19 protein-coding genes, 1 tRNA gene and 1 pseudogene are annotated in these 26506 nt (G+C 68.1%); 11 read left to right on the top strand and 10 right to left on the bottom strand.

Features of this window, described 5'->3' with window-relative positions:
- The 3 genes from AB0H49_RS30615 to AB0H49_RS30625 form a co-directional block, all read right to left on the bottom strand.
- Positions 1-1344: an AarF/UbiB family protein gene (locus AB0H49_RS30615; RefSeq protein ID WP_357256269.1), complete on the bottom strand. Its 1344-nt coding sequence runs from the start codon at positions 1342-1344 to the stop codon at positions 1-3.
- Between the two features lie 58 nt (positions 1345-1402).
- Positions 1403-2269, bottom strand: a complete 867-nt coding sequence (locus AB0H49_RS30620; RefSeq protein WP_357256270.1) for a hypothetical protein — start codon at positions 2267-2269, stop codon at positions 1403-1405.
- An 88-nt stretch (positions 2270-2357) separates the two neighbouring features.
- Positions 2358-3764, bottom strand: coding sequence for a zinc-dependent metalloprotease (locus tag AB0H49_RS30625; RefSeq protein WP_357256271.1), 1407 nt, complete (start codon positions 3762-3764; stop codon positions 2358-2360).
- Positions 3765-3924: 160 nt separating this feature from the next.
- Between AB0H49_RS30625 and AB0H49_RS30630 the strand changes: the two genes are divergently transcribed.
- Positions 3925-4950 carry a PDZ domain-containing protein gene (locus tag AB0H49_RS30630; protein ID WP_357256272.1) on the top strand — a complete coding sequence of 342 codons (1026 nt, stop codon included), beginning with the start codon at positions 3925-3927 and terminating at the stop codon, positions 4948-4950.
- Positions 4951-4962: 12 nt separating this feature from the next.
- On the opposite strand, the gene AB0H49_RS30635 is transcribed toward AB0H49_RS30630, so the two are convergent.
- Positions 4963-5553, bottom strand: coding sequence for a PPA1309 family protein (locus AB0H49_RS30635; protein ID WP_067789502.1), 591 nt, complete (start codon positions 5551-5553; stop codon positions 4963-4965).
- A 202-nt stretch (positions 5554-5755) separates the two neighbouring features.
- On the opposite strand from AB0H49_RS30635, the gene AB0H49_RS30640 reads away from it, so the two are divergent.
- Positions 5756-8740, top strand: coding sequence for a UPF0182 family protein (locus AB0H49_RS30640; protein WP_357256273.1), 2985 nt, complete (start codon positions 5756-5758; stop codon positions 8738-8740).
- Positions 8741-8822: 82 nt separating this feature from the next.
- Here AB0H49_RS30640 and AB0H49_RS30645 read toward each other — a convergent pair whose 3' ends face one another.
- On the bottom strand, positions 8823-9377 hold the full coding sequence (locus AB0H49_RS30645; protein ID WP_355003892.1) for a transglycosylase family protein: 555 nt from the start codon (positions 9375-9377) through the stop codon (positions 8823-8825).
- A 624-nt stretch (positions 9378-10001) separates the two neighbouring features.
- Here AB0H49_RS30645 and AB0H49_RS30650 point away from each other — a divergent pair.
- Positions 10002-10075, top strand: a tRNA-Met gene (locus AB0H49_RS30650).
- Between the two features lie 64 nt (positions 10076-10139).
- Here AB0H49_RS30650 and AB0H49_RS30655 read toward each other — a convergent pair.
- On the bottom strand, positions 10140-10745 hold the full coding sequence (locus AB0H49_RS30655; protein ID WP_357256274.1) for a hypothetical protein: 606 nt from the start codon (positions 10743-10745) through the stop codon (positions 10140-10142).
- A gap of 204 nt (positions 10746-10949) precedes the next feature.
- On the opposite strand from AB0H49_RS30655, the gene AB0H49_RS30660 reads away from it, so the two are divergent.
- From AB0H49_RS30660 to AB0H49_RS30680, 5 genes are all read left to right on the top strand, one after another.
- Positions 10950-11684 carry a hypothetical protein gene (locus AB0H49_RS30660; RefSeq protein ID WP_357256275.1) on the top strand — a complete coding sequence of 245 codons (735 nt, stop codon included), beginning with the start codon at positions 10950-10952 and terminating at the stop codon, positions 11682-11684.
- A gap of 94 nt (positions 11685-11778) precedes the next feature.
- Positions 11779-12285: a YbhB/YbcL family Raf kinase inhibitor-like protein gene (locus AB0H49_RS30665; protein ID WP_357256276.1), complete on the top strand. Its 507-nt coding sequence runs from the start codon at positions 11779-11781 to the stop codon at positions 12283-12285.
- A 649-nt stretch (positions 12286-12934) separates the two neighbouring features.
- Entirely contained in the window at positions 12935-14677 is a 1743-nt protein-coding gene (locus AB0H49_RS30670) for a fatty acyl-AMP ligase (RefSeq protein ID WP_357256277.1), read from the top strand.
- A 34-nt stretch (positions 14678-14711) separates the two neighbouring features.
- Entirely contained in the window at positions 14712-14993 is a 282-nt protein-coding gene (locus AB0H49_RS30675; RefSeq protein ID WP_355003887.1) for an acyl carrier protein, read from the top strand.
- Positions 14990-19378 (top strand): aminotransferase class I/II-fold pyridoxal phosphate-dependent enzyme, encoded by a 4389-nt coding sequence (locus tag AB0H49_RS30680; RefSeq protein WP_357256278.1) that lies wholly within the window; start codon positions 14990-14992, stop codon positions 19376-19378. Before AB0H49_RS30675 ends, AB0H49_RS30680 begins: the two co-directional genes overlap by 4 nt.
- A gap of 75 nt (positions 19379-19453) precedes the next feature.
- Here the strand turns inward: AB0H49_RS30680 and AB0H49_RS30685 are convergent, their stop codons facing one another.
- Positions 19454-20809 carry a lipase family protein gene (locus tag AB0H49_RS30685; protein ID WP_355003885.1) on the bottom strand — a complete coding sequence of 452 codons (1356 nt, stop codon included), beginning with the start codon at positions 20807-20809 and terminating at the stop codon, positions 19454-19456.
- Between the two features lie 230 nt (positions 20810-21039).
- On the opposite strand from AB0H49_RS30685, the gene AB0H49_RS30690 reads away from it, so the two are divergent.
- On the top strand, positions 21040-21513 hold the full coding sequence (locus AB0H49_RS30690; protein ID WP_357256279.1) for a DUF2231 domain-containing protein: 474 nt from the start codon (positions 21040-21042) through the stop codon (positions 21511-21513).
- On the opposite strand, the gene AB0H49_RS30695 is transcribed toward AB0H49_RS30690, so the two are convergent.
- The gene (locus AB0H49_RS30695; RefSeq protein ID WP_357256280.1) at positions 21508-22317 is read right to left on the bottom strand and encodes a nuclear transport factor 2 family protein; all 810 of its coding nucleotides are present in this window, start codon (positions 22315-22317) and stop codon (positions 21508-21510) included. The two genes, AB0H49_RS30690 and AB0H49_RS30695, sit on opposite strands and share 6 nt — an antisense overlap.
- A gap of 111 nt (positions 22318-22428) precedes the next feature.
- Here AB0H49_RS30695 and AB0H49_RS30700 point away from each other — a divergent pair, with 111 nt between their 5' ends.
- Together AB0H49_RS30700 and AB0H49_RS30705 are read left to right on the top strand one after the other, a co-directional pair.
- Positions 22429-23220 (top strand): methyltransferase, encoded by a 792-nt coding sequence (locus AB0H49_RS30700; RefSeq protein WP_357256281.1) that lies wholly within the window; start codon positions 22429-22431, stop codon positions 23218-23220.
- Between the two features lie 262 nt (positions 23221-23482).
- Positions 23483-24295, top strand: a complete 813-nt coding sequence (locus AB0H49_RS30705; RefSeq protein ID WP_355003881.1) for an amino acid-binding protein — start codon at positions 23483-23485, stop codon at positions 24293-24295.
- Between the two features lie 111 nt (positions 24296-24406).
- Here the strand turns inward: AB0H49_RS30705 and AB0H49_RS30710 are convergent, their stop codons facing one another.
- On the bottom strand, positions 24407-24649 hold the full coding sequence (locus AB0H49_RS30710; protein ID WP_357256282.1) for a hypothetical protein: 243 nt from the start codon (positions 24647-24649) through the stop codon (positions 24407-24409).
- Positions 24650-24676: 27 nt separating this feature from the next.
- Positions 24677-26349 (bottom strand): annotated as a pseudogene (ctaD, locus tag AB0H49_RS30715) (cytochrome c oxidase subunit I).
- Positions 26350-26506 lie beyond the last annotated feature (157 nt).

Here is a 26506-nt window from a genome sequence, read left to right on the forward strand (position 1 = left end):
TCAGCTGGCCGAGCGTTCGTCGCGCAGGCCGGGCAGCCAAGTCGCGGCCAGCTGCATGAACGGCACCTCGGCGTCCAGCTGGGCCAGGATGCCCACCGAGCCGCCGAGTACCCGGAAGATCATTACGTGTTCGGCCGGAAGTTGCAGCGCCCGAGCCGTTTTCATCTCCGCGCTGGTGAAGTCGGTCGCCTTGCCCGCGACGCGCTGCATCCACCGGCGGGTGAAGTGGAACGAGTCGGTCTTGATCGGATCGGCGAACGGCCGCAGATAGTCGGCGATTTCCTTATGGGTGACGGTGCGGCCGGGGATCACCCATCCGTTGTCGTACATCAACTGGGTCAGCCCGTCGTAGTCCTCCTCGACGGCCATCGCCAGCATCCGCCCGAGAATCTCGGGGAAACCGTTGGGCAGCGGCGCGCACGCGCCGAAATCGATCACGGCCAGCCTGCCGTCGGCCAGCGCCATGAAGTTGCCCGGATGCGGATCGGCGTGCAGCAGTCCGACGGTCTCGGGCGAGGAGAAGTGGAAACGGCCCATCAGCAGCGCGACCCGGTTGCGCAGGGTCACGGTGCCCTCGGGATCGTCGGCGCCCGCCTTGATGATCTGGGACACCGGAGTTCCCTCGAGCCATTCGGTCACGATCACCTTCGGCGCGGAGGCCACCACCTTCGGCACCACGATCTCCGGGTGTCCATCGAAGGCCTTGGCGAACGCACGCTGGTTCGCGGCCTCGTTGCGGTAGTCCAGCTCCTCCTCGGTGCGCTCGGTGATCTCGGCCAGGATCGGCTTGACGTCCGCGCCGGGGATCACCGAGGAGATCAGGCCGGTCATCCGCGACAACGTCTTGAGGTCGGCGCGCAGCGCCTCGTCGGCGCCCGGGTACTGCACCTTCACCGCTACGGTGCGACCATCCGACCACTCCGCCTTGTGCACCTGTCCGATGCTCGCCGAGGCGGACGGTGCGTCCTCGAAGGAACGGAAGCGCTGCCGCCACTGGGTGCCGAGTTGCTGATCCAGCACCCGGTGCACCGTCTCCGCGGGCATCGGCGGTGCGGCGGCCTGCAACTTGGTCAGCGCGTCGCGGTAGTGCTCACCGAACTCCTCGGGAACCGCGGCCTCCATCACACTCAGCGCCTGCCCGAACTTCATCGCGCCGCCCTTGAGCTCGCCCAACACGGTGAAAAGCTGTTCGGCGGCCCGCTGGTTCAGCTGCGCGCTGATCTCGCCCTTGTCACCGCCCGCGAGCCTCTTGCCGAAGCCGACGGCGGCCCGACCGGCGATACCCAGCGGAATCTTGGCTAACTTGGCGTTTCGGGACGAGCTACGGCGCACGATCTCAGACACCTCCCCATCATGGCCGAAGCACCCGGAGCTTTGCCATGGCAATTGCGAGTTTTCGATCTCACGTTGCGCTTCCCGAGCCGATCGTGCGACAACCACAGGCGGCGTGTGGCGCCCAGTACCTTCGCTGGAGCAGGTGCGAATCGAGGTCCAACTCGAGCGTGGCGTCCAGCGTCGCGGGAGGTCGGCGCGGCGAGCAGTCGAGGATCGCCTCGAGTTCGCCGAGCGCGAGCGCCGCCGTCGCCGCGATGGCGGCGGGCGAGGCGTGCCCGACCCGGCCGAGCAGCTGGGCGGCGAGGTGGGGCCACTCCGCGTCGTAGTCGACCCGCGTCAGGTCGGCGCAGCGCAGGCAGCTGGTCTCGCCGGGCAGGACCAGCGGACCGACGACACCCGTTCCGTCGCGCACGCGCACCGGGAGATGCGGAATGCGGTGCAGCACAAGTTCGCTCGCCAGACGCGGGTCGGTGACCACGGTGTCGGCGAGCACCACGAGATCGTCGGCGCGCGGTCCCGTGACCACGGCCTCCGGTGCGTCCCCGCGCGACCGCACCGGGCGGATGCCGACGCGGCGCAATCCCGCCGAGATCGCGTCCGAGAGCGGGCCGAGGCCGTGTACCCGCACCGCGCGGATCGGGCCGGGACGATCTCGCGGCTGCACCAGTAGCCCCGCGGCATCGATCTCCTCCAGCAGCGTGACGGCGCGTTCGGCGGCGACGCCGTTGCGGCCCGCTTGCCACAGGATCTGCGGCCGCGTTCGCAGCCCATCGAGCAGACGGAGGAAGCCGAGCACGGCCTGGGTGTCCAGCTCCGGCGGTTCGAGGAGCAGTGCGCGTTCCGGATCCCAGCCGAGCTGGACCACCCCGGACGGGCGAACGAGGATCGTCACCCGGGGATGCAGCATCGGGCCCTGCGGGCGCAACGTGGTCATGGCAAGCAGTATGCGCACCACGCCCCACGCGAACGGGCGCGAAACCGGTGGTTATCCACAGGAATTCGCGCTGTTCACAGGGGAATTCTCAGGACTTGTCGTCGCCCTTGTTCAGGTCCGGTCCGTCGCCGCCCTCGCCCTCGGCCTCCGCGCGCTCGCGCGCCTCGGTCTCGGCCAGCTGCGCCAGCGGGTCGTCGAACGCGGTCGTTCCGCCGCCGATGACCGAGTCGATGAAGCCCGCGGGGGTGTCCAGGTCCTCGGAGTCGGGCAGCAGGTCCGGATGCGCCCAGACGCCGTCGCGGGCGTCGATACCCGCGTCGGTGGTCAGCCGCCGCCACAGCTGCGCGGCCTCGCGCAGCTTGCGCGGCCGCAACTCCAGGCCGACCAGCGTGGCGAAGGTCTGCTCGGCGGGCCCGCCGGTAGCGCGGCGGCGGCGCAGCGTCTCGGCGAGCGCGCCCGCGCCGGGCAGCCGGTCGCCGACCGCGTCGGTGACCACGACCTGCACCCAGCCCTCGATCAGGGCGAGCAGCGTCTCGAGCCGTTCCAGCGCCTGCTTCTGCTCCGGTGTCGTCTGCGGTTCGAACGCGCCCTGCGCCAGGATCTCCTCGAGCTTCGACGGGTCGGTCAGCGACATCGGGTCGATGCCCTGGGCGGCCTGCTCGAGCGCGGAGAAGTCCATCTTGATGCCGCGCGCGTAGTCCTCCACCGCGCCGAGCACCTGCTGACGCAGCCACGGCACGTGCGCGAACAGCCGCTGGTGGGCCGCCTCCCTGGCCGCGAGGAACACCAGGATCTCGCTCTCCGGCTGTTCCAAGCCCGCGCTGAACTCCGCGATCGCGGTGGGCAGCAGCGCGCCGGTGCCGGTCGGGCCGAGCGGCAGACCGATATCGGTGGAGGTCAGCACCTCCTTGGCCAGCTGGCCGAGCGCCTGGCCGAGCTGCGAGCCGAACGCGAGACCGCCCATCTGGCCGAGCATGCCGACCATCGGCGCGGCGAATTCCCTGGCCTCCTCGGGTAGTTGCGCGGTCCACATGCCCGAGATCTGCTCGGCGACCGGGTCGCACAACCGCTTCCAGGTGGACAGCGTCTCCTCGATCCAGTCGTTGGCCGTCCACGCCACGGTCTTCGTCGCGCCCGCGGGCAGCGTCGTCGCGTCGTCGAGCCAGAGTTCGGCGAGGCGCGCCGCGTCGGCCACCGCCTGCTGGGTGCTCGCCGAGACGGGCGTCACAGCCGAGCCGAGCTGCTGGCGCGCCAGACGCTTGGCGACGTCGTAGTTGACCGGACCCGCGGACGCGCCGCCGGGTTGTCCCATGCCACTGAGCATTTGACCGAGCGAGGTCAACATCTGGCCGAGCTGCGCGGGATCGAATCCGGCCGCGCCGCCGCCGATCGGGAAGCCGAACGGATTGTTCGCCCCGGGACCGTTCGGCTCTTCGCCGCGCTTGCGCGGGTCATCGTCGTCACGGTTCGAGAATCCGAACGGGAAGTCAGTCATGCCTCTAACGTTACGCGCGGACAATCGGCGCGTGACGTGGGCGGCCCGTGCTCGACCAGCTGGCACGCCCTTTACGCGCACAGCGAACGACCGCGCGGCGCGCGCACGGATTCCGCGCCTGCACCGTCCGCCGCCGTGGAGGATCACTATGGTGGGCGGGGTGAATCGTCGGATCCTCACCCTCCTTGCCGCGCTCGTTCCGGTGCTCGTGCTCGGTGTCATCGGCACCGTGGTCAAGGTGCCGTTCGTCGCGCTCGGACCCGGGCCCACCTTCAACACGCTCGGCGAGGTCGACGGCAAGCAGGTCGTCGACGTGGTCGGCGCCGAACTCGATCCGGCGAGCGGGCACCTGAACATGACCACGGTGGCGGTGCGCGACGGACTGAACTTGTTCGAGGCGTTCGGCTTCTGGGTCAGCGGCCAGCACGGTCTGGTCCCGCGCGCCGAGGTGTATCCGCCCGGCGTGCCGCGTGAGGAGATCGACAAGTCCAATCAGCAGGAGTTCAAGGACTCCGAGGGCAATGCCGAGGTCGCGGCGCTGCACTACCTGAAGCTGCCGACCGTCGTGCTGATCCGCAATGTCGGCGACGACGCTCCCGCCAAGGACGCGCTGCGCCCCGGCGACGAACTCGTCAGCGTGAACGGCGCGCCGATCACGACGCCCAAAGACCTGGTCACCGCGGTCTCCACGCAGCCGCCGGGCAGCCAGTTGACCGTGGTGTTCCGCCGCGACAACGCCGAGCAGACCGCGACGATCACCCTCGGCGCGCGCCCGGACGATCCGGCCAAGGGCTACCTCGGCGTCACCCCGGGCGAAGGCGCGCTGCCGCCCATGCAGGTCACCTTCAACCTGGCCGACATCGGCGGCCCGTCGGCGGGACTGATGTTCAGCCTCGCCCTCATCGACAAGCTGAGCCCCGGCGACCTGGACGGTGGCAAGTTCGTCGCGGGCACCGGCACCATCGATCAGGACGGCGCGGTCGGCCCGATCGGCGGCATTCAATACAAGATGATGGCCGCGCGCGAGGCGGGCGCCGAGACCTTCCTGGTGCCCGCGGCCAACTGCAACGAGGCCAGGCAGCGCACTCCCGAAGGCTTGCGCCTGGTCAAGGTGGAGACCCTCGAGGGCGCGGTGCGGTCGCTCGAGTCGATGAACGCGGGCGCCGAGGCGCCGAGCTGCGGCTGATTCCGCGGCTGATCAGTCCAGCGTGTGGTGCAGCGCCTCGATGAGGTTCGGCGCCAGGTTCGGGTAGGTCCGCAGGTCGAGGTCACCGAAATCGTCCTCGTCGTCCTGCGGGCGCACCTGCAACAGCGACAGCGACGCGCCGTCGCGCAGCACAGCGGCGAACAGTCGCGCCTCGCGACGGCCCGGGTGCGCCTCGGCCGCGGCGCGGGCCGCGGCGTCGGCGGCCTCGTGGTCGGCGAGCAGCGGTGCGAGCGCGTCGTCGAGGGTGCTCTCGGCGTCCGGCGGCAGCACCACGATCTCCTGCACCAGCACACAACCTTTGACGGCGGGCGGCCAGCTCGTGGTGGCGAGGAATTCGTCGAGCGCCATCGAACCGCCGGTGATGTCGTCGGGCAACGGCTCCTGCGCGATCGGAGTCAGCTCGTCGCCCTGGTCGATCTGATCGAGCAGGCCGGGTTCGGCCGCGACCAGATCGGCGGTCGGCACCAGCGCGAACATCTGCGGCGGACGGCCCCAGCCCTCGGCGTCGGCGAACTCCGCGACTTCCCGGACGGCGCGGGACAGGACAAGCTCGGCGTGCAGATCGGCGTTCACGGTGGACATCCTCGCATCACCACCGCGAGCCGATCGGCGAAGCCACCGAAATCGATTCCGGCGAGCTCACCGAGGCCACACACGACGTCGCGATGTCCGTTTCCGTAGAGTGGGCGCCAGACGGTCCGCGAGGACCGAACCGCAACGTCGGAATGCGGCGCACCGACCGAATATGCCGGTTGGGCGCCGCCGGACCCTGGAGAGTGGCACCGTGGGCATGCGGCCCCCAACCGGCTTACCTTCGTTGTCCCGACGCAGCCGCGTGCTGCTGGTGGCGGCCATCATCCTGGCGGCGTTGCTGCTGTTGGGGCCACGGCTGACCGATACCTATACCAACTGGCTGTGGTTCGGTGAGGTCGGTTTCCGCGACGTGTATCTCACCGTGCTGCGCACCCGCATCCTGCTGTTCCTCGCGGTCGCGGTGTTCGTCGGTCTCGTGGTCTGGCTCGCGTTGCTGCTCGCCTATCGGACGAGGCCGGTGTTCGTGCCTGCCGCGGGGCCGAACGATCCGATCGCGCGCTACCGCACCACCGTGATGAGCAAGCTCAAGCTGTTCGGCATCGGCATCCCGGTGCTGCTCGGTCTGCTCTCCGGCCTGGTGGCCCAGTCGAACTGGGTGACGGTGCAGCTGTTCCTCAACGGCGGCTCGTTCGGCGAGACCGATCCTCAGTTCGGCCTCGACGTCGGTTTCTACGCCTTCGATCTGCCGTTCTACCGGATGGTGCTGAACTGGCTCTTCGTCGCGGTGGTCATCGCGTTCTTCGCGAACCTGGTGACGCACTACATCTTCGGCGGCCTGCGGCTGAGCGGTCGCGAGGGCACGCTCACCAAGCCCGCGCGCATCCAGCTCGCCGTGCTCGCCGGAATCTTCGTGCTGCTCAAGGCGATCGCCTACTGGTTCGACCGCTACGAGCTGCTCTCCAGCGCGCGCAAGGAACCCACCTTCACCGGTGGTTCGTTCACCGACATCAATGCGGTGCTGCCCGCCAAGCTGATCCTGCTGTCCATCGCGGTGATCTGCGCGCTGGCGTTCTTCGCGGGCATCGTGCTGCGCGACCTGCGCGTGCCCGCCATGGCCGCCGCGCTGCTCGTGCTCTCCTCGATCCTGGTCGGCGCGGTGTGGCCGCTGGTGGTCGAGCAGTTCTCGGTGCGCCCGAACGCCGCGGACAAGGAGTCGGAGTACATCGAGCGCAACATCGCCGCGACCAGGCAGGCGTTCGGCATCACCGACGACAAGGTCGATTACCAGAACTACAAGGGCGACGGCACCAAGAACCCGCGCGACGTTCCCGCCGACCGCACCACCATCTCCAACATCCGGCTGCTCGATCCGAACATCCTGTCGCCCACCTTCACTCAGCTGCGCCAGCTGAAGAACTTCTACGGCTTCCCCAACCCGCTCGACATCGACCGCTACACCATCGACGGTGAGGTCCAGGACTACATCGTCGCGGCGCGCGAGCTGGAGCCGCAGAGCCTGAAGGACAATCAGACCGACTGGATCAACCGGCACACCGTCTACACCCACGGCAACGGCTTCGTCGCCGCCCCGGCCAACCGCATCAACAAGGCCGCGGCCAAGGACGCGACCGTCGCGGGCAGCAGCGACAGCGGTTCTCCGGTCTTCGACGACGGCCCGCTGAGCTTCGTCAGCGACATCTCCACGCCGCAGGACCGCCAGGCCATCAAGGTCGACCAGCCGCGCATCTACTTCGGTGAGCTGATCTCCCAGTCCGACGCCGACTACGCCATCGTCGGCGCGGCCGGGCAGCCCGCGCGCGAATACGACCTGGACAACGTGCAGTACACCTACACCGGTTCCGGCGGCGTGCCGATCGGGTCCTGGTTCAACCGGCTGGCCTTCGCCGCCAAGTACGCCGAGCGCAACATCCTGTTCTCCGGCGCCATCGGCGACGACTCGAAGATCATCTTCAACCGCGATCCGCGCGAGCGGATCGAGAAGGTCGCGCCCTGGCTGACCGCCGACGGCAACGCCTACCCCGCGGTGGTGGACAAGCGCATCGTCTGGATCGTCGACGCCTACACCACGCTGGACAACTACCCGTACGCGCAGAGCACCTCGCTGGAGGGCGCGGTCGAGGACAGCGTCGACAAGAAGACCGGACGGCTGCTGCCCCGCAAGGAGGTCAGCTACATCCGCAACTCGGTGAAGGCCACCGTCGACGCCTACGACGGCACCGTCACCCTGTACGAGGTCGACTCCGCCGATCCGGTGCTGAAGGCCTGGCGCGGGGTGTTCCCGAACGCGGTGAAGCCGGAGGGCGACATCTCGCCGGAGCTGCGCGCGCACTTCCGCTACCCGGAGGACCTGTTCAAGGTGCAGCGCGAGATGCTCAGCAAGTACCACGTGAACGATCCGCGAGAGTTCTTCACCAACAACGCGTTCTGGTCGGTGCCGAGCGATCCGACGATCGAGGGCGGCACCTTCAAGCAGCCGCCGTACTACGCGTTGGTCGGCGACCCGAAGAGCGGACGGCCCGAGTTCAATCTGACCAGCGCCATGGTCGGCTTCAACCGGCAGTACCTGTCGGCCTATATCTCGGTGAGTTCGGATCCGGGGAACTACGGCAAGTTCACGGTCTTGCAGCTGCCGACGGATTCGCAGACGCAGGGTCCGCAGCAAACGCAGAACACGATGACCATCAACGACGAGGTCTCGCGCGACAAAACGCTGTTGCAGGGTTCCAACAAGATCAAATATGGCAATCTGCTCACCTTGCCGATCGCCGACGGCGGCATTCTCTACGTCGAGCCGCTGTACACCGAACGCAACAGCGGACCGAACACCTCGACCTTCCCGCAGCTGGCCCGCGTGCTCGTGAGCTATCGCGATCCCGCGACCGGGTCGGTGCTGGTCGGCTACGAGCCGACGCTCGCCGCGGCCCTCGACAAGATCTTCCCTGGCAGTGGCAGCGCCGCGACGGCGCCGGGAGTCGAGACGCCGAACCAGCAGGGAACGACCCCGCCACCGAACCAGGGGGCGACCCCGCCGCCACCGAACGCCCAGGGCACCACCCCGCCGCCGCCGAACGCGAAGGACGCGGCGGTCCTGGAACTGGACGCGGCCCTGCGCAATGTGCGCGACGCTCAGCGCAGCGGTGATCTCGCCAGTCTCGGTGCGGCGTTCAGCAGGTTGGAGCAGGCGATCAAGGCGTACGAAGCCAGCGGTCGCTGAGCCTGAAATAGAAAGCGGCGCTGCCATCCCCAGTGATGGCAGCGCCGCTTCTGTGTGCTGGTGCGGTGACGGGGTTTCGGCGTCAGTTGCCCAGCGAGTCGATCAGCGCGCTGTGCTGCGACAGCAGCTGCTGGTACTGGCCCTCCAGGCCGTACTGCTTGGCCAGCTCGGCGCCGGTGCTCTTGACCTGCTCGACGACGTCCTGGCTCTGCTCGACCGCGGGGGCGGGAAGCTCGGGCGCGGCGGGCAGCGCGGGGGCGACGGGCTCGGCCTCCGGCTCCGGAGCGGACTGGCCCGCCTGCAGGTACTGGCCGCAGGTCGGCCAGGCGCCGACGCCCTGGGTGGCGAGCACGTTCTCGGCGACCCGGATCTGCTCTTCCTTGCTGGCGTTGTGGGCGTAGCCGGTGCCGCCGTTGGCGGCCCAGGTGCTCTGCGAGAACTGCAGGCCGCCGTAGTAGCCGTTACCGGTGTTGATCCCCCAGTTGCCACCGCTCTCGCACTGTGCGACGCCGTCCCAGTTGTGGGTCGGGGCGGCGGAGGCCGTGGCGGTGGAGAGTGCGAACGGGACGGCAACAAAGGCGCCGGTGATGGCGGCGAGGCCGAGGGCGCGGGTGCTGAACTTCCGGTTCTCAGACATGGTGGTTTCCCTCCCTGCGCCCACCGACTCGACGAGTGCCATCGCGTCCCTGTCCCCAGGAGGTCGGGGATCCTCGAACCGCGGGACAGGGTCGCCGGTGTTCGGCGGTTCGAGTTCGAGCCCATCACGGTTGATCCGGGCCGTGGACCGACGGTAACGAATAAATCTCGGCAGATCACATCTTGATAACTCCGGGAATTGCATGAAGCGAATAACGCGAAAACCGATGTATTCCCAGGTGGGAAATGCCTCGAGTACAGGTTCTGGTCGGTACGTTATAACATCGTTATGTGCGCGAGATCACTGTGAAATAGTGACGGCTGTCACGTTTGAAGCGCGGAACTGGTCGGTTGGCTTCCGGAAAATTGGCCCTCAACGGCCCCCGATGTGCGGCCGAAGCTGCAATGTCCGCTCGCTCGGCGCTGGCCGTCCGCGCCAACATCCACGCCCGCGAACGGCATCGATGCGTTGCCGCTCGATGCGGCGACATGCTCATTTTGGCGTCGACGAGACTGTCGACTTGCCGTGTCCGAACCCTCGGCGGCCCGCTGACCTGCCCGAATGGCCTCCTCGGTAAGCGATTTGCCTTCCCCGCGTAGACGTGTGTAATCTGGTGTTCACCGACGCGGGGTGGAGCAGCTCGGTAGCTCGCTGGGCTCATAACCCAGAGGTCGCAGGTTCAAATCCTGTCCCCGCTACAAAGGACTCGAGGCCGGAGAGATTTTCTCTCCGGCCTCGAGTCTTTTTCGTCTCGGCTCGCGATCAGGGCTGGCCGCTGAGGGCGGCCGACATCGCGTCCATGAACGGCTGGCCGCCCATGATGTAGCCGCCGGCGATCGCGCCGACGACCGCGCCGATGGGTCCGGTGATGATGCTGAAGAAGCCGAGGCCGAGCACCGCGCCGATCAGGCCGCCGAGCACTCCGCCCGCCACGAGCCCGACCACGTTCTTGTTGATCTCCGTGGCGAGGCGCGCCTGCGAGTCGACCGGCTGCATCTCGCCGATCGCCTTCGCGTCGACCGTCGGCGTGAGCGTCAGCTTCCGGCCGTCTTCGCTGATCTCGTTCGCCACCGACAGGCGGTGTCCGGAGAGCTCGTAGGTCAGCGGCACATCGGTGACGACATCGCCGCGGTCGGACTTCAGCACCACCTTCGCCCCGCCCTCGGCGATCTCGAACCGGCCGCTGTCGACGGTCGTGGTGACGATGCGCGAGGCATCGGACAGCGCGGTGCGGTAGCCGACGCCCTGGTCGACACCGGACGCCGAAACCTCCTGCTTTTCAACGGGGTTCGCATGCGCGGTGCCCGCGGCGAAGCCGACTGTGGCGGCGGTCAGGAGTGTCGTTGTGGCAAGCATGCCGAACTTCATGCTGAATTCCTTTTGACGAGATCTCCGGCTCCCGTGGCCGGATGGCGGGTGACTGTATAGCGCGCGGGACATACAGAGTCCGAAAATCTTTGGACTACATCCGCATTCGGCAGGAAATCAGGCATATCGTTGCCCATTCGTGACCTAGTCGGATGACCGAAATGCCCGGATTCGACAACCCGCCCGGAGTCGTGTAAGCATTTCGTGAGTTTCAGAGTGCAAGGTTCAGACTTCAGATCTCGTCAGGGGCGGGGTTCGAAGCGTGACAGCTGTGGAGGGCGAGACGTGTCGCGCCAACGTGTTCGTGCCGGGTTCGCCCTCGCGGCATTCATGCTGGTCTGCGCCCTGTGCACCGGCCTGACGATCATGGTGGCGTTCTCCATGGACGAGCCGGAGCCGATGAGCAGTGCTTCCCCGCAATCTGTCGAGACGACCCGCGCGACAACGGTTTCGGCGACGCCGTCGACAACGCGCGCGCCCGAACCGGCCTACGCGGAACCAATGACCGACGAGCTCAGTCCGGCCAGCAAGGCCCCGACCGCGATTCTGATGAATATCGGCGATTGCGCTGTGCTCGGCGGCGGCGCCGAGGGGATCGAGAAAGCCGCCTGCGGCGGCGGGAATTCCAGCTACAAGGTCTTCGACAAAGTACCCGCCGACGGCAAATGCCCGGCCGACTCCGACCAGTCCTACGGCCAGCGCGTGCGCGGAGTCGAGCATGGATCGTTGTGCATGGATATCGACTGGGTCGTCGGCGGCTGCATGGAACTCGGCGCGGGCAATCCGAAACACATCGATTGCGCCGCGGAGAGCACGGCCAAGGGCGTGCGGGTGCTGGAAGTCAAGCAGGGCGTCACCGACGTCAATCAATGCGCCTCCGGCAATTACGGATTCGTCTACAGCCAACGCCGCTTCGTGGTCTGCGTCGCCGAACTCTGAGGTGGCGGTGGCGCTGCCCATTCGGTGATGCGGTCGGCAGTCGGGCGGCGCGTCTTGTCGGGCGGAAAGCGGCGATCGCGCAATAATCCAGGACGTGAACGCCAATGAGGCACTCCTGACCGCGTTGCGGCGCGAGCGATTGGTCCCGGACCAGATCGACGCATTCGAGGGCGCCGAATTATCGGCGAAATACGGCGGTGTGGCGGTGTCGCCGGGCGGGAAACTCTCGGTCGAGCAGACGGCGAACGCGCCCCATCTGGAATGGCCACTGCCGGACGACGAATCCGCTTCGTACGCGGTTCTGATGTTCGATCCGGACGCGCCGTCGAGGGCGACGTCGCAGGGGCTGTGCTGGCTGCACTGGGCGGTGGGCGACATTCCGGGAATCGATATCGCCCGCGGTTCCGAGATCGTGCCGTACGCCGGTCCGACCCCGCCCCCAGGCTCGGGGCCGCACCGATATGTGCTCGCGGTCTACCGGCAGACGGAAGAAATGGGCGTCCGACAACTCGGCCGCCCGAAATTCGATCCGCTGCGGTTCGCGCATTCACAAGCGCTCGAGCCCGTTGCCGCGAATTTCTTTGTGGCCGAGAACGAATAGCGGACGCCCCACAAAGCGCCAACGCTGCCCGGCGCCAGGCGCCGTGGTGGTCTTCGCCGTCGCGGTCTCGCGCCTTGGCGGTTGAAACGTTCGGCGGGTCCTGGATCCGGCTGCGCGTGCACGCGCATTCGTCGGCTGCTCGAGCGGAGTGATCTTCGATCGGCTGGCGGGACCCGATGGGCGCCTCGGGAGTGGTGCTGAATCCGGTGGCGCCCTGAGCGCGATGTACACGCATCGCGATCGTCTCCACCGTGGCTGAACGAAGCTTCGGCCAGCGATCGTGCAGTTGCCCATATCGAGGGCTCGTCGGCGGTCGCCACGCACCGATCGCGTGCGTGTCCCTCGCAGACGCCGCCGCTACAGCCGCCTCCCGTACGACTCGGTCGATGACCGAACAGGCGCATACATCATGCCTGGTAGTGGGCAGTTTCCACGGCCTCGCGGGCAGGTTTCGAAGCCGCATGTCCGGTGCACCCCGTGCACCCCGGGGCGCGGCGCGGACCCCCGGGGGTGGGTGCGCTCCACACCTTCGGTGCCTATTTGCCAAGAAATCGCGGGCGGACGATAGCTATCGAGGCCGGTACCCGAGACAGACCAGACCTCACCTTCACCCCCGATACACGATCCACCCTCGCCAGGAGTTCACCCGATGCATTCCACCTTCGTCGCACACCTGCGTGGTCAGGCGGCCGCTTACGGCGACACCAGGTCGTACACCTATCTGCGCGAGGTCGGCAGGGAGCTGGTCGAGGAGGTCGCCACCTACCGGGAGTTGGACCGGGATGCTATGGCGCTGGCCGCGTGGCTGGCGCGGCACGACGACGCCGACCGGCCGGTGCTGCTGCTCTATCCGCCCGGCCTCGAGTTCCTGCGCGCCTTCCTCGGCTGCCTCTATGCCGGGGTGATCGCGGTACCCGCCCCCGCGCCGCACGACGAGCGCAGCATCCGGCGCCTTCTCGGCATGACCGAGGACGCGGGCGCCCGGCTGATCCTCACAACGGCCGAATTCCGCGAGCCGCTGGCCGCGTGGCTGCGCGACAGCGACGAAACGGGCATCGCGGTCGCGGCCACCGATGAGCCGCTCGGCGATCCGGACGCGTGGGTCATGCCTGCGATCACCGCCGACACCACCGCCTTCCTGCAGTACACCTCGGGTTCCACCAGCGAGCCCAAGGGCGTGATCGTCTCGCACGGCAACCTCGTGCACAACGAGGCCGCCATCAGTGCGGCGAATTCCATCGAGGGCGACGTGACCGTTGTCGGCTGGCTGCCGCACTTCCACGACATGGGTTTGATCGGGATGCTGCTGCAACCGTTGTTCGCTGGCGGCGAGTTGGTCTTCATGTCGCCGATGACCTTCCTGAAGCGCCCGATCCGGCTGCTCGAGGCGGTCGATCGGTACCGCGCGCAGGTCACGGCGGCGCCGAATTTCGCCTACGAGTTGCTCGCCCGCCGGGTGACCGACGCACAGCTCGCGGACCTCGACCTGTCCTCGCTGAGAGCGGTGTTGAACGGTGCGGAACCGGTCCGTGCCCGCACGCTCGACGCGGTGATCGAGCGGCTCGGTCCCGCCGGATTCGCCGTCGACGCCTTCCTGCCCGTCTACGGCATGGCGGAGGTGACGCTCATGGCCACCGCGGCTCGGATCGGGCAGCCGCCGGTATACCTCGACGTAGAACCCGCGGAACTGGAACGTCACCGAATCACCCCTTCGGACAACGGAACTCGCCTGGTGAGCTGCGGTACGGCGGTAGCCGGTCTCGACATCCGAATCGTCGACCCGGTGACCATGCGGACACTGCCGGAAGGCGACGTCGGCGAGATCTGGATCGGCGGACCCAGTGTGGCGCAAGGATATTGGAATCGTCCGGAGGAAACGCGCGAGAGGTTCGCCGCCTACACCGAAGGCGTTGGGCCGTATCTGCGGACCGGCGATCTCGGCGCCCGCCACGAGGGTGAACTCTTCATCACCGGGCGGCTCAAGGACCTGATCATCATGAACGGCCGCAACCTGTATCCGCACGACATCGAGGAGGCCGTGCGCGACGCCCACCCGGCCGTCGCCGACGCGCTCGGCGTCGTGCTCTCGATCGACGCGGGGGATCAGGAACGGCTGCTGGTCGTCCAGGGCGTGCGCACCGCCGCGCTGGGTGAGCTGCCTTCGGCCGAACTGTCCGCCCGGATCAGAGCGATGGTGTCGCGCGGCTTCGACCTGCCAGCGCCGAACGTGGTGCTGGTCGAGCATCGCGCCGTGCACCGCACCACCAGCGGCAAGGTGCAACGCAATTCGATGCGGTCCGCGTTCTTGGACAACACGGTCGACGGCGTGCTGCACGAGGAGATCGAACCGTCCGTCCAGCGTCTGCGCGCCCGAGCTCTCGCCACCGTCTGACCGAAGTATCAACCGACTCAGGAGATCACCGCAGATGAGAACACTTGTGCTGGCCCAGCAGGGCGCCGTCGTCGCCGACTGGATCACCGCCCGGGTCGCCGATCACCTCGGCCGCTCCGCGCGCGATATCGACGAGACCCTCCCGATGGCCGAGCTGGGCCTCGATTCGGTGTCCGCGGTGAACATCTGCGGCGAGATCGAGGACGAGTGGGATCTCGACCTGGATCCGACGATCGTGTTCGAGTACCCGACCATCGTCGACCTGGCCGTGTACATCACCGACCAAGTCGCCGACAGACCCGGGCTCGCCGCATGAGTCGACGCACCGAGCGGATCACGTGCGGGCACGCTCGGGCGGCGGAGCCGAGCGACGCGATCGCGATCGTCGGCATCGACTGCCGCTTCCCGCAGGCGCCGGATGCGCGGGCGCTGTGGACGCTGCTCATGGCGGGCGGCGACGCGGTCGCGGAGGTTCCCAGCCAGCGCTGGCGGGCGGCCGATTTCCACGACCCTGCCGGTGGCCCCGGCCGGGTCAACAACCGCACCGGCGGCTTCCTCGCCGACGCCGACGCGTTCGACAACGAATTCTTCGGCATCGCGCCGCGCGAGGCCGCGGCGATGGACCCGCAACAGCGGCTGCTGCTGCAGGCCGCGTGGCGGGCGTTCGAGGACGCCACCCTGGACCCGCGGCGGCAGGCGGGCTCGAACACCGGCGTGTTCGTCGGTGTCATGGCCAACGAATGGGCCACCGTGCACATGCGCGACTATGCCCGCATCACCCCGCAAATCGGTTCGGGCAACGGCTATTTCATGACGGCCAACCGGTTGTCCTACCAGCTCGATCTGAAGGGGCCGAGCATGGCGGTCGACACCGCGTGCTCGTCGTCGCTGGTCGCCGTCCACCAGGCCTGCGTCGCGCTGCGCGCCGGGGAGTGCGATCAGGCGCTCGCCGCGGGCGTCAACATCGCGGTGACACCGGCGCTGAACGTCTTCTACACGCAGGCGGGCCTGTCCGCGCCGGATGGTCGCTGCAAACCGTTCAGCGGGAAGGCCGACGGCATCGGCCGCGGCGAGGGCGTCGCGGTGCTCGTGCTGCGCAGGCTCGCGGACGCACAGGCGGATGGGCTGCCGATCTACGCGGTGATCAAGGGCAGCGCGGTGAACAACGACGGCCGCAGCAACGGGATCACCGCCCCGAGCCGGTGGGCGCAGCAGCAGGTCGTCGCCGAGGCGTACCGGCGCGCGGGGGTCACCGCGGCGCAGGTCGCGTTCCTGGAGGCGCACGGCACCGGAACGGTGCTCGGCGACATGATCGAGGTCAAGGCGTTGGGCGCGGTGCACGCGGCGCGGCGCGAGCGGCCCTGTGGGGTCGGCTCGATCAAGGGCAATCTCGGCCACACCGAGGGCGCCGCCGGTATCGCGGGGTTGATCAAGGCGGCGTTGAGCCTGCACCACCGCGTCGTGCCGCCCACCAGGTTCGCGGCGGACGAGAACGCGCGACTGCGCATGGCAGAGCACGGACTGCGGCTGCTCGCCGAGCCGACGCCGTTGCCGGAAGGGCGGATTCACGGTGCGGTCTCCAGCTTCGGCATGGGCGGCACCAACGCCCACATGGTGCTCGCGAGCGCTCCGCCGACGCCGCCAACGGTAGCGACGAATGGCGGCGGCGTGATCACGTTGTCGTCGAACGATCGGGAGGGATTGCGGCGCAATGCCCTTCGGTTCGTGGAAGTAGTGGAGCGGGACTCTGCCGCGCTGAGCCGACTGTGCTGGTCGAGCAATGAGGTGAAGTCCTCGGGCCGCCACCGGCTGTCGCTCGTCGTGCGGGATCGCGACCGGGCTGTCGAGGCGCTGCGTGAGTGCGCCGACGACGCCACGCTCGAGGCGCATTCCGGTATCGCGCAACGGCCATCGATCGGGTGGTTGTTCACCGGCCAAGGCGCGCAGTATCCCGGCATGTCACGCGCTCTGCGCGAGGCGTCCCCGGTGTACCGGCGGGCACTCGCCGAGGTGGACGAACGGATGACCGCACACCTGCGCCGTTCGGTGACCGAATTGCTGCTCGGCGACGACGAGATCGTGCACCGCACCGAATTCGCGCAGCCCGCGATCTTCGCGGTCGAGTACGCCATGACCCAGGCGCTCACCGAGCTCGGTGTCGAGCCCGCGTGGCTGCTGGGTCACAGCGTCGGCGAGTTCGCCGCGGCCGCCGTCGCCGGGGTGTTCTCGCTGGACGACGCGTGTCGGCTCGTCACCGCCCGCGGCCGCCTGATGCAGCGGCTGCCCGGCGGCGGCGCGATGCTCGCGGTCCGCGCCATGGCCGACGCGGTGGCCGAGCTGATCGAGGGTGAGCCCGACGTGGCGCTCGCCGCCGTCAACGGTCCGCGCGAGATCGTGCTGTCGGGCGCCGCCGAGTCGATCGGCCGCATCCGTGCGGTGCTGACGGATCGCGGTGTCACGGTTCGCCCGCTGACCGTCTCGCACGCCTTCCATTCGCCGCTGATGGCGCCCATGCGGGACGAGTTCGCGGAGGTCGCACGCGAGTGCGCGTACAACCTGCCGAGCATCCCGATCTACTCGACGTTGCGCGGTCGCCCGCTCGGCGCCGACGAGCCGATGGACGCCGATTACTGGGTCGAACACATCGGTGCCACAGTGCGTTTCGCCGATGCCGCGACCGCAGCGCTGGCCACCGAGCCGACGCACCTGATCGAGGTCGGCCCGAAGCGCACGCTCGCGCCGATGCTCGGCAGGGCCCATCTGGAACTCGCGGCGCCGATGCTGACGCCCTGCCCCGGGCCGCAGGCCGCCGGCGACGAACTGGCGGACACCATCGCCGCGCTCTACCGCGACGGACTCGATCCGCACTGGGACGCGCTGTACGAACCCGCCGACCGGATCAGGCAGCGCGTCGGCGGATACGAGTTCGACACGAGTCGCCGCTACTGGACGCAGGTCGACGTGACGACGACCGCCGCACCTGCTCCGGAAACAACGAACTCCACTCCCGAAACAAGCACGCCCGCAAGGCAGAACACCGAGGAAACCACCATGGATCAACTCATCGCCCTCTTCCGCGAGCAGGCCGCTGTCCTGGCGGCGGCCGCCAAAGCGGAGGTGGCAGCGCAGCCGATCCAGCCCCGGCCGCTCGGCGAGTCAGGGCGAGCGGGCGCGGGTCTCGATGCGGCGGTCGTGGTGCGCGCCGAGGCCGCGCGGGTCAGCGGGTTTCCGGTCGAGAAGCTGAAGGACCGCGAAACGATCTGCGGTGAAATGGGTTTCGACTCGATCATGACCGCCGACCTGTTCAGCGGTCTCGCGCGCAAGGTCCCGGGTCTCGTCATCGAGCCGAGTTGGTTCACGGAGGCGACGACTCTCGGCGACGTGATCGGGCTCGTCGCGTCACACGTGGGCGGAGCCGAAAGCGTCTCGGCGGCAGAGCGTCCCGAGAAGCCCGTGACGGATTTGCCCGATCTCCCGGCGCGATCCGACGTGGAACCGCAGTACCGCATCGCGGATTTCCCCGAAGTGCAGGCGATCTCCGATCGTATCGACATGGCCGAGAAGTTCGGTGTGTCCAACCCCTACTTCTTGATCAACGACGGAGTCACCCGGGACACCTCGGTCGTCGAAGGCCACGAGGTGCTGAACTTCTCCAGCTACAACTACCTCGGTCTGTCCGGGCATCCGGCCGTGACCGCCGCGGTGCAGGACGCGGTGGCGCGGTACGGCAGCTCCGTCTCGGCGAGCCGCCTGCTCTCCGGTGAGAAGACGATCCACGCCGAGCTGGAACAGGAACTCGCCGCGCTGCTCGGCACCGAGGACGCGATCGCGCTGACCAGCGGCCACGCCACCAATGTCACGGTCATCGGGCACATCGTGGGTCCCGACGACCTGATCGTCCACGACAGCCTTGCCCACGACAGCATCCTCCAGGGCTGCAAGCTTTCCGGCGCCACCCGGCGGCCGTTCCCGCACAACGATTTTGCCGCACTGGACCGCATGCTCACCGAGATCCGTGGCCGCTACCGGCGGGTGCTGATCGTGATCGAGGGCGTCTACAGCCAGGACGGTGACATCCCCGATCTGCCCGCGATCATCGAGGTCAAGAAGCAGCACAAGGCTTTGCTGATGATCGACGAGGCGCACAGCGTCGGCGTGCTCGGCGCGACCGGCGGCGGTGTCGGCGAGTACTTCGGCGTCGACCGCGCCGACGTGGAGCTGTGGTCCGGGACGATGTCGAAGGCGCTCGCGGGCTGCGGTGGTTACGTCGCGGGCAGCCGGGATCTGATCCGCTTCCTGAAGTACACCGCTCCCGGGTTCGTCTACAGCGTCGGCATCACCCCGGCCAACGCCGCCGCCTCGCTGGCCGCACTGCGCCAGATGCGTTCGGAGCCGAAAGTTTTCGAGCGGCTGCGCGGTTTGTCCCGGATGTTCCTCGAACTCGCCAAGGAGGCGGGCATCGACACCGGCGACAGCCACGACACCCCGGTCGTTCCCTGCATCATCGGCGACTCGATGAAGACGCTGACGCTGTCGAACGCCCTGCTGCGCAGGGGAATCAATGTCAACCCGATCCTGCACCCGGCCGTGCCGGAGGACAAGGCCCGGTTGCGGTTCTTCATCACCACGTGCCATACCGAAGAGCAGATCCGCTACGCGGTGAAGGTGCTCGCCGAGGAACTCGCGATCCTGCGCGGGTGAGCGGACGACGAGGCTCGGCGCGGCAGTTCACGTCGAGTCGACGTATGGCCCGGCATCGAGATCGGTGCGGTGGACTCAGGCGACTGTTCGCCTCGGCAGCGGGGGCGAGGTCGGTCCGCCGGTCGCGACGATCGGGCGGGAGGCCAGCATCCGGCCGAACAGCTTGGCGAAACGGAAGTGGCCCAAGGCTTCTCGGCGGCCGAAGGCGACCGACCACACCGTGTCGGTGCCGGTCGGGCCGGTGTCGCGCTGGTCGAAGCGGTCGGCGAGCCAGTTCATGGTGAAGGGGGTGCCGATGTAGAGGAGGGGAAGGTGCAGGCTCAGCCGGTCGCGCAGGTACCGGATGGTGGCACCGGCCGCGGCGTAGCGCTCGACGTGCGCGTCGACGTCGGCGACGGCGATGAGTTCGTCGTTGACGCCCTGCAATACCAGCATCGGCATGGCGGGGGCCTGAGCGCCGGGGCGGATGTCGTCGAGGACGTAGCGCATCTCGGGTCGGGCGAGCAGTTCCTCGAACGTGGTGCGGCTGTACTTGTCGATGTTCTTGCCCGCGAACCGCGGAATCAGCTCGAAGGTGGTGCGCGACTCGGCCTGGGCGAGCAGGCCGAGGAACTCGGGGTTCACCTCGTCGAGCAGCAGGCGGTCCAGCGCGGGGTAGGCCCGGCGCAGCGCCGCCACGCAGACGGTGGCGAAACCAGAGAGAAAGGTGCCGTTGAGCCGGGTGAACGCCGATCCGGGATCGCCGACCGGGGAACCGGCCACCGCGCCGACGATCGTCAGCTCCGGCGCGTACTCGGCGGCGAGTTCCGCCGCCCACGCGGTGGCCAGGCCGCCGCCCGAATATCCCCACAGACCCACCGGCGTGCTCGGGCTCAGGCCGAGCGGGGCGAAGTTCAGCGCCGCGCGGACGCCGTCGAGGGAGCGGTACCCCGGCTCACGAGCCACCCCGAAGTGCCCCGACATGCCGCCGTGATCGGGGACCGACACCGCCCATCCCCGCGCCAGCGCCCCGGCGATGACCGGTAGCTCGAGCTGCGGGATCGCGCCGAGTGCCCGAGCCCCACGGCGCAGGGCGTAGGAGGGGAAACAGCGGGAGGAGACGCCGTCGATCGCGCATTGGAACGACACGAGCGAGCGCGGCGCCGTGGGATCGGCTCTCCACGGCAGCAGCACCGTGGTCACCGCGACCTCGGGGACGTTGTTCAGATCGCAGGTCCGGTAGAGCAGTTGCCATGCCGAGATGCGCTGCGGGACGACACCGAACAGTGCGAGTTCGACGCGGCGGGTGCGCAGGATCGCGCCGGGGGAGTACCGGTCCAGGCGCGGCGGCGCCACGTAGAAGGGATCCTGCTCGGGGACCAGCGGCCGCAGCGGATCCGGATACAGCTCGGTGACCGGTGCGGCGGCGTCCTCTGCGATGCCCACGCTCATTCGTGTTCGTCCTTTCACGCGCGCGGCGCACGGCTCGGGCGCCGCGGTGCGGCGGATTCGGTCCGGGATTCCGGCGCGGCAGTCCCATTCAACGTATCGGCCGGAGCTCGGCAGGAAAATTGGCGCGGAAGACGAACCTGGGCTGCCGAATTCTTACGGTGGGGCGCCGCCCGTGAACCATCGCGCCGCGGATTTCGTGGGAACGGGTGACACACGAGGAGGGCGTCCGCATGCAGACGATCAACGGTTTGCCCGCGCATGTGCTGCTGGTGCACGGGGTGGTGGTGCTGGTGCCGCTGACGGCGTTGCTGCTGGTGCTGTCCGCGCTCGTGCCCGCGGTGCGGCGGCGTTTGGTCTGGTTGGTCGCGGCCTTCGCCCTCGTCGGTGCGGTGCTCACCCCGATCACCGCCGACGCGGGCGAGACATTGGCCGAGCGGTTCCCGTCCCCGAGCGACGCGCTGCTAACCCACATCGAGCTGGGACGCACCATGGTGTATTTCGCCGTGGCGTTGCTGGTGGTCGCGGCGCTACTGGTCGCCACCCATCTGCTGGAGCTGCGGGGCCGGGCGATCGGTCGCGGACCGGCGGCGCTGCTGGCGATCCTCGCGCTCGTCGCGGGCATCGCCGCGGGTGTGTTGTGCTACCGCGTCGGAGATTCGGGAGCCCGCGCGGTGTGGGACGTCCAGTCCGCGAGCGCGCTATAGATTCGCGTCGAGAAAGACTGTCACGCCGGTGATGCGGGGGCCGCTCGCCTCGAACTCCACGAATGCCACGCCGTGCGACTCGCCGAGTCGCACGCTCGCGCTGACGGTGCGGCCCGCGGCGATCAGCTTGTCCCACCGCATGGCGCGGGCGCGATTGGTGAACCCCTCGACCGAAATCGGGTTCCCCGCAGGGAATTCCACCACCGCGTGCTCGCCGAGCAGCGCGCGCACGCGGCCGATGTCGGTCCCGGCCGCCGCCTCGAACAGTTGGCGCGTTGTGCGTTTGCCCGGTCTGCCCACGCTCCGCAACGCCCGCATCATGCCCGTCGCGCCGCCGACGCCGAGGTTGGCGATCAGTTGCGGGCCGAGTTTCGCGCCCGCGAGGAGCCCCGGCAGCCCTGTTCGCAGCAGTCGCGCGATCATCGCGGGGAGTTCCCAGTGCGCCGCCAAGCGGGCGATCCGCCAGCCGTCGCCGGTGTCGACCAGGTCGTAGCGCAGGTGCATCGGCACGGTGACGGTGGCGCCGGTGGACATGGTCGTCTCGATGTGCAGGTCACGGACCACCGTCTGCCCGGCGACCAGGTCGCGGTCCACCCGGAACGCGATGGAGTTCGGTCCGATGAAGGTGTCGTAGAACCGGGCGATCGCCGCGCGGCCGATGTGCGCGCGGGAGCCGACCGGGTCGTGCACCGCGGCGTCGTCCGCGAACAGGCCGACCCAGGCGGTCTTGTCGTGCGCGGCGACCGCGCGCGGTGACGCCTGAACGGCCGCCAGCAGGTGTTCGGCGGTCGGGTCCAGCGGCATGAGGGTCCTCCATAGTCTCGCCACGGCTCGGAACCATGGTAGAACATGTTCTAATTTCGGTGCCGCCGAACCGTAGACCGCCCGCGGCGCCCCGTTCGACGAAGGATCTCGATGGACTGGTACACCGGGAACGCCACCTACGACACCGTGCTCGCGATCGCCTTCGCCTTCGCCGCTTTCGTGCTGGTCGGCGGCCTGTTCGCGCAGAGTCCGTACGGGCGGTTCGCGTCGACGAAGGTCGGCTTCAACCTCAATCCGAAGCTGGGCTGGTGGTTGATGGAGCTGCCCGCCACCGTGGTGTTCGCGGTGTTCTATCTGAGCGGGCCGGATCGCTTCGAGCCGACGCCGCTGGTGCTGGCGTGCATCTGGCTGCTGCACTACGGCAACCGCGGCTGGTTCTTTCCGCTCTCGATCCGGCAGGTGCCGGGCAAGCGCAGCAGCTTCAACATCTCCGTGCTGGCCGCGGGCGTCTTCGTGACCTCGCTGCACGGCTACCTCAACGGCGCGTTCTTCAGCCACGACTACAAGAACCAGTACGGCACCGACTGGCTCACCGACCCGCGTTTCCTGATCGGCGTTGTCGTGTACCTGTGCGGGTTCGGGCTGCTGGTGTCCTCCGAGGCGATCGTGCGCAACCTGCGCGACAAGAACGATCCCGGCGCGACCGAGTACCGCATCCCCTACGGCGGCGGCTTCCGCTTCGTGAGCAGCCCGGCCTATCTCGGGGAGTTGATCGCCTGGGCCGGGTTCGCACTGCTGACCTGGTCCCTGGCCGGCGTGGTGATCTTCCTGATCACGGCGGGGAACCTGGTGCCGCGCGCGTTCGCGACGCACCGCTGGTACCGGGAGAAGTTCGCCGATTATCCGACCGAGCGAAAAGCGTTGATTCCCTTCGTGATCTGAGCCCCGTCGGGTTCCGGTCGGGCACACACGGCCACCCTGGCCATCGCCGCGATGCTCGTCGTCGCGAGAACGAGCACGGCGTGTCAGGAAGGTCAGGCGGCCGAAGGCGCAGCGAATGGTGTGGGGTTGCGCACGGTTCGCGGTGGGGTGTGTGCGGCGTCACGGTGAGAGTTGTTGCAGGTCAACGGGTTTGCTCGGAGGTTTCACGTCCGCGTTACAGGTCCGCACGGGAAAGGAAATCTTTCACCAAGATCGTCGGGGGATGAGGCCGATCGCAGCTCGACCCCGTGTGCACGCGCTGGCGTGTGATGTGTGCGGCCGGTTGCCGCATCCGCGACGGACCCGTTTGGCGCTCGCCAAGCTGGCTGCCGTCTTTCCGGTGGAATTGGCGTTGCACGCGCTGGTGATTCATTGGCATCCGCCGTATCTGGTGGCGGTGCTGTTGTTGACGATCACGACCACGATCCTGGTGATCTGGGTGGTGGAGCCGTCGGCGATGCGGTTTCTCGGGTCCTGGCTGCACGGGCCGGAGTTGCGGGACCGCGATCGTGTCGATCGGGCGCCCGCGCTGTGGCGGATACGGGTGCACGTCGACGATCGGCCCGGTCAGCTCGAGGCGCTGGCCGCGCACCTCGCCGATCGCGGGGCCAACATCCTGGCCGTGCACGTGCATCACTTGGAGTCCGGTGTGCTGGACGAACTTGTGGTCGCGACACCCGTTGAAATCACCACGCACGACCTCACCGCGGCGGTCGTTCTGGCGGGTGGCGCGAAGGTGCGGGTGTGGCCCGCGTCCGCGCTGACGCTCATCGATGGACAGACCAAGGCGCTCGCCGTCGCCGCTCGGGTGGTGGCCGACGCGGACGAATTGCCCCTCGCCATAGCGGAATTGCTCGGTGCGCGGTACCTGCCCGGTGGTCTCACGGACGAGCCTGCCGAGGGCACGGCACTCGAGCTGCCGGACGACGAGCGAACGCTGATCTTCCTGCGGACTGATGAACCGTTCACACCGGCCGAGATCGCCCGCGCCCACCGGCTGTACGACTTGGCACGCATCGTCAGCCGCCGCCCCTGACGGACCTTGCTCCCACACACCTCCGATATGCCTCACATAGGCGCCGCCTATGTGGGACGTGCGCTGGATGTGTGGCAGCGTCGGTAGAGCGGTAATGCCTTGCCTAGCGGCTCAGAAATACGCGGGATCGGGCAGCGCCCGCTCGGCCGCGCGTAGTCGTTCGGCGAGGCTGATCAGCAGGTCGATCGATTCGGCCGAAAGGCCGACGCTAGCGCGAACGAGCCGCCTCAGCCGTGGGTCGCTGAGTTCGCCGAGCGACGCGAGGTCGGGATCGGCGGCGTGCGGGTCGAGATGATCGAGATCCACTGGGGCACTCACAATCTGGCGACTGGAATTGGCGACACCGTCGCACAAATTCCCTCGCCGCGCCAGTACGGGTCGTCAGTGCCGACCCGCTTCCGCCTCCATCCGCGCCACCATGTGCGGATAGTGCAGTTCGAAGGCCGGGCGCTCGGAGCGGATGCGGGGGAGCTCGAAGAAGTTGTGTCGCGGCGGCGGACACGGTGTTGCCCATTCGAGCGAATTCCCGTATCCCCATGGATCATCCACCGCCACCGGCTCCCCGTAGCGGTAGCTCTTGAAGACGTTCCAGAGGAACGGCAGCATCGAAGCGCCGAGCAGGAAGGCGCCGAGCGTGGAGACGGTGTTCAGTGTGGTGAAACCGTCGCCGGGCAGGTAGTCGGCGTAGCGGCGCGGCATGCCCTCGGCGCCGAGCCAGTGCTGGACGAGGAAGGTCAGGTGGAAGCCGATCAACGTCGTCCAGAAATGCGACCGGGCGAGGCGTTCGTCCAGCAGCCTGCCGGTCATCTTCGGGAACCAGAAGTAGATGCCCGCGAAGGTGGCGAACACGATGGTGCCGAACAGCACGTAGTGGAAGTGCGCCACCACGAAATAGCTGTCGGTGACGTGGAAGTCGAGCGGCGGGCTGGCCAGGACGACTCCCGAGAGCCCGCCGAACAGAAACGTCACCAGGAAACCGATCGAGAACAGCATCGGCGATTCGAAGGTCAGCTGCCCGCGCCACATCGTGCCGATCCAGTTGAAGAACTTGACGCCCGTCGGCACCGCGATCAAGAACGTCATCAGCGAAAAGAACGGCAGCAGAACGGCTCCCGTCGCGTACATGTGGTGCGCCCAGACGGCCACCGAGAGCACGCCGATCGCCAGCGTCGCGTAGACCAGCGCGGCGTAACCGAAGATCGGCTTGCGGCTGAACACCGGGAAGATCTCGGTGACGATGCCGAAGAACGGCAGCGCCACGATGTACACCTCGGGATGTCCGAAGTACCAGAACAGGTGCTGCCACAACAGGGTTCCGCCGGTGGCCGGATCGAAGACGTGCGCGCCGAGGTGCCGGTCCACCGCGAGCCCCATCAGCGCCGCCGTCAAGATCGGGAAGGCCAGCAGCACAAGCACACTGGTGACGAGGATGTTCCAGGTGAAGATCGGCATGCGGAACATCGTCATGCCGGGGCAGCGCAGGCAGACCACGGTGGTGATCATGTTGACCGCCCCGAGAATGGTGCCGAGACCAGAGACGACCAGACCCATGATCCACAGATCCGCGCCGACGCCGGGCGAGTGCTCGAACAGGCTCAGCGGCGTGTAGCCGGTCCAGCCGAAGTCGGCGGGACCGCCCGGGGTGAGGAAACCGGCCGTCGCGATGTCGCGCCGAACAGGTAGAGCCAGTAACTGAACGCGTTGAGCCTGGGAAACGCCACGTCGGGTGCGCCGATCTGCAGGGGCAGCACCGCGTTCGCGAAGCCGAACACGACCGGCGTGGCGTAGAACAGCAGCATGATCGTGCCGTGCATGGTGAACAGCTGATTGAACTGCTCCGGCGAGAGGAACTGCATGCCGGGCCGCGCCAGCTCGGCGCGCATCAGCAGCGCGATCAGACCGCCGATGAAGAAGAACGTCATCGCGGTGGTCAGATACATGACCCCGAGCACCTTCGGGTCGGTGGTGGTGACCATCTTCCACAAGTAGGAACCCTTGGGCCCCAACCGACTTGGATAGGGCCGAACGGCCTGCAATTGCGTCGTGCTCACGATCGCGCCACCTTCCGAGAACGCCAGGGGCCTGTGGACCGGAGTATGCGCCGCCGTGCCGGGCGACATGCCGAATTCGCCCCGACCTACCCTGGTAGGAGTCGCGTTTGCGACCGGGGTGGGATGTGCGCGCGGCGGCGCGGTCGTACCGTGAAGAGAC

The sequence above is a fragment of the Nocardia sp. NPDC050713 genome, from assembly GCF_040654315.1.
Lineage (GTDB): Bacteria > Actinomycetota > Actinomycetes > Mycobacteriales > Mycobacteriaceae > Nocardia.

Coding starts and splice junctions, on each gene's coding strand:
- AB0H49_RS30620 (WP_357256270.1), bottom strand. CDS start 2,269: ATGACCACGTTGCGCCCGCAGGGCCCGATGCTGCATCCCCGGGTGACG.
- AB0H49_RS30625 (WP_357256271.1), bottom strand. CDS start 3,764: ATGACTGACTTCCCGTTCGGATTCTCGAACCGTGACGACGATGACCCG.
- AB0H49_RS30635 (WP_067789502.1), bottom strand. CDS start 5,553: ATGTCCACCGTGAACGCCGATCTGCACGCCGAGCTTGTCCTGTCCCGC.
- AB0H49_RS30645 (WP_355003892.1), bottom strand. CDS start 9,377: ATGTCTGAGAACCGGAAGTTCAGCACCCGCGCCCTCGGCCTCGCCGCC.
- AB0H49_RS30655 (WP_357256274.1), bottom strand. CDS start 10,745: ATGAAGTTCGGCATGCTTGCCACAACGACACTCCTGACCGCCGCCACA.
- AB0H49_RS30670 (WP_357256277.1), top strand. CDS start 12,935: ATGCATTCCACCTTCGTCGCACACCTGCGTGGTCAGGCGGCCGCTTAC.
- AB0H49_RS30675 (WP_355003887.1), top strand. CDS start 14,712: ATGAGAACACTTGTGCTGGCCCAGCAGGGCGCCGTCGTCGCCGACTGG.
- AB0H49_RS30680 (WP_357256278.1), top strand. CDS start 14,990: ATGAGTCGACGCACCGAGCGGATCACGTGCGGGCACGCTCGGGCGGCG.
- AB0H49_RS30685 (WP_355003885.1), bottom strand. CDS start 20,809: ATGAGCGTGGGCATCGCAGAGGACGCCGCCGCACCGGTCACCGAGCTG.
- AB0H49_RS30690 (WP_357256279.1), top strand. CDS start 21,040: ATGCAGACGATCAACGGTTTGCCCGCGCATGTGCTGCTGGTGCACGGG.
- AB0H49_RS30695 (WP_357256280.1), bottom strand. CDS start 22,317: ATGCCGCTGGACCCGACCGCCGAACACCTGCTGGCGGCCGTTCAGGCG.
- AB0H49_RS30700 (WP_357256281.1), top strand. CDS start 22,429: ATGGACTGGTACACCGGGAACGCCACCTACGACACCGTGCTCGCGATC.
- AB0H49_RS30705 (WP_355003881.1), top strand. CDS start 23,483: ATGAGGCCGATCGCAGCTCGACCCCGTGTGCACGCGCTGGCGTGTGAT.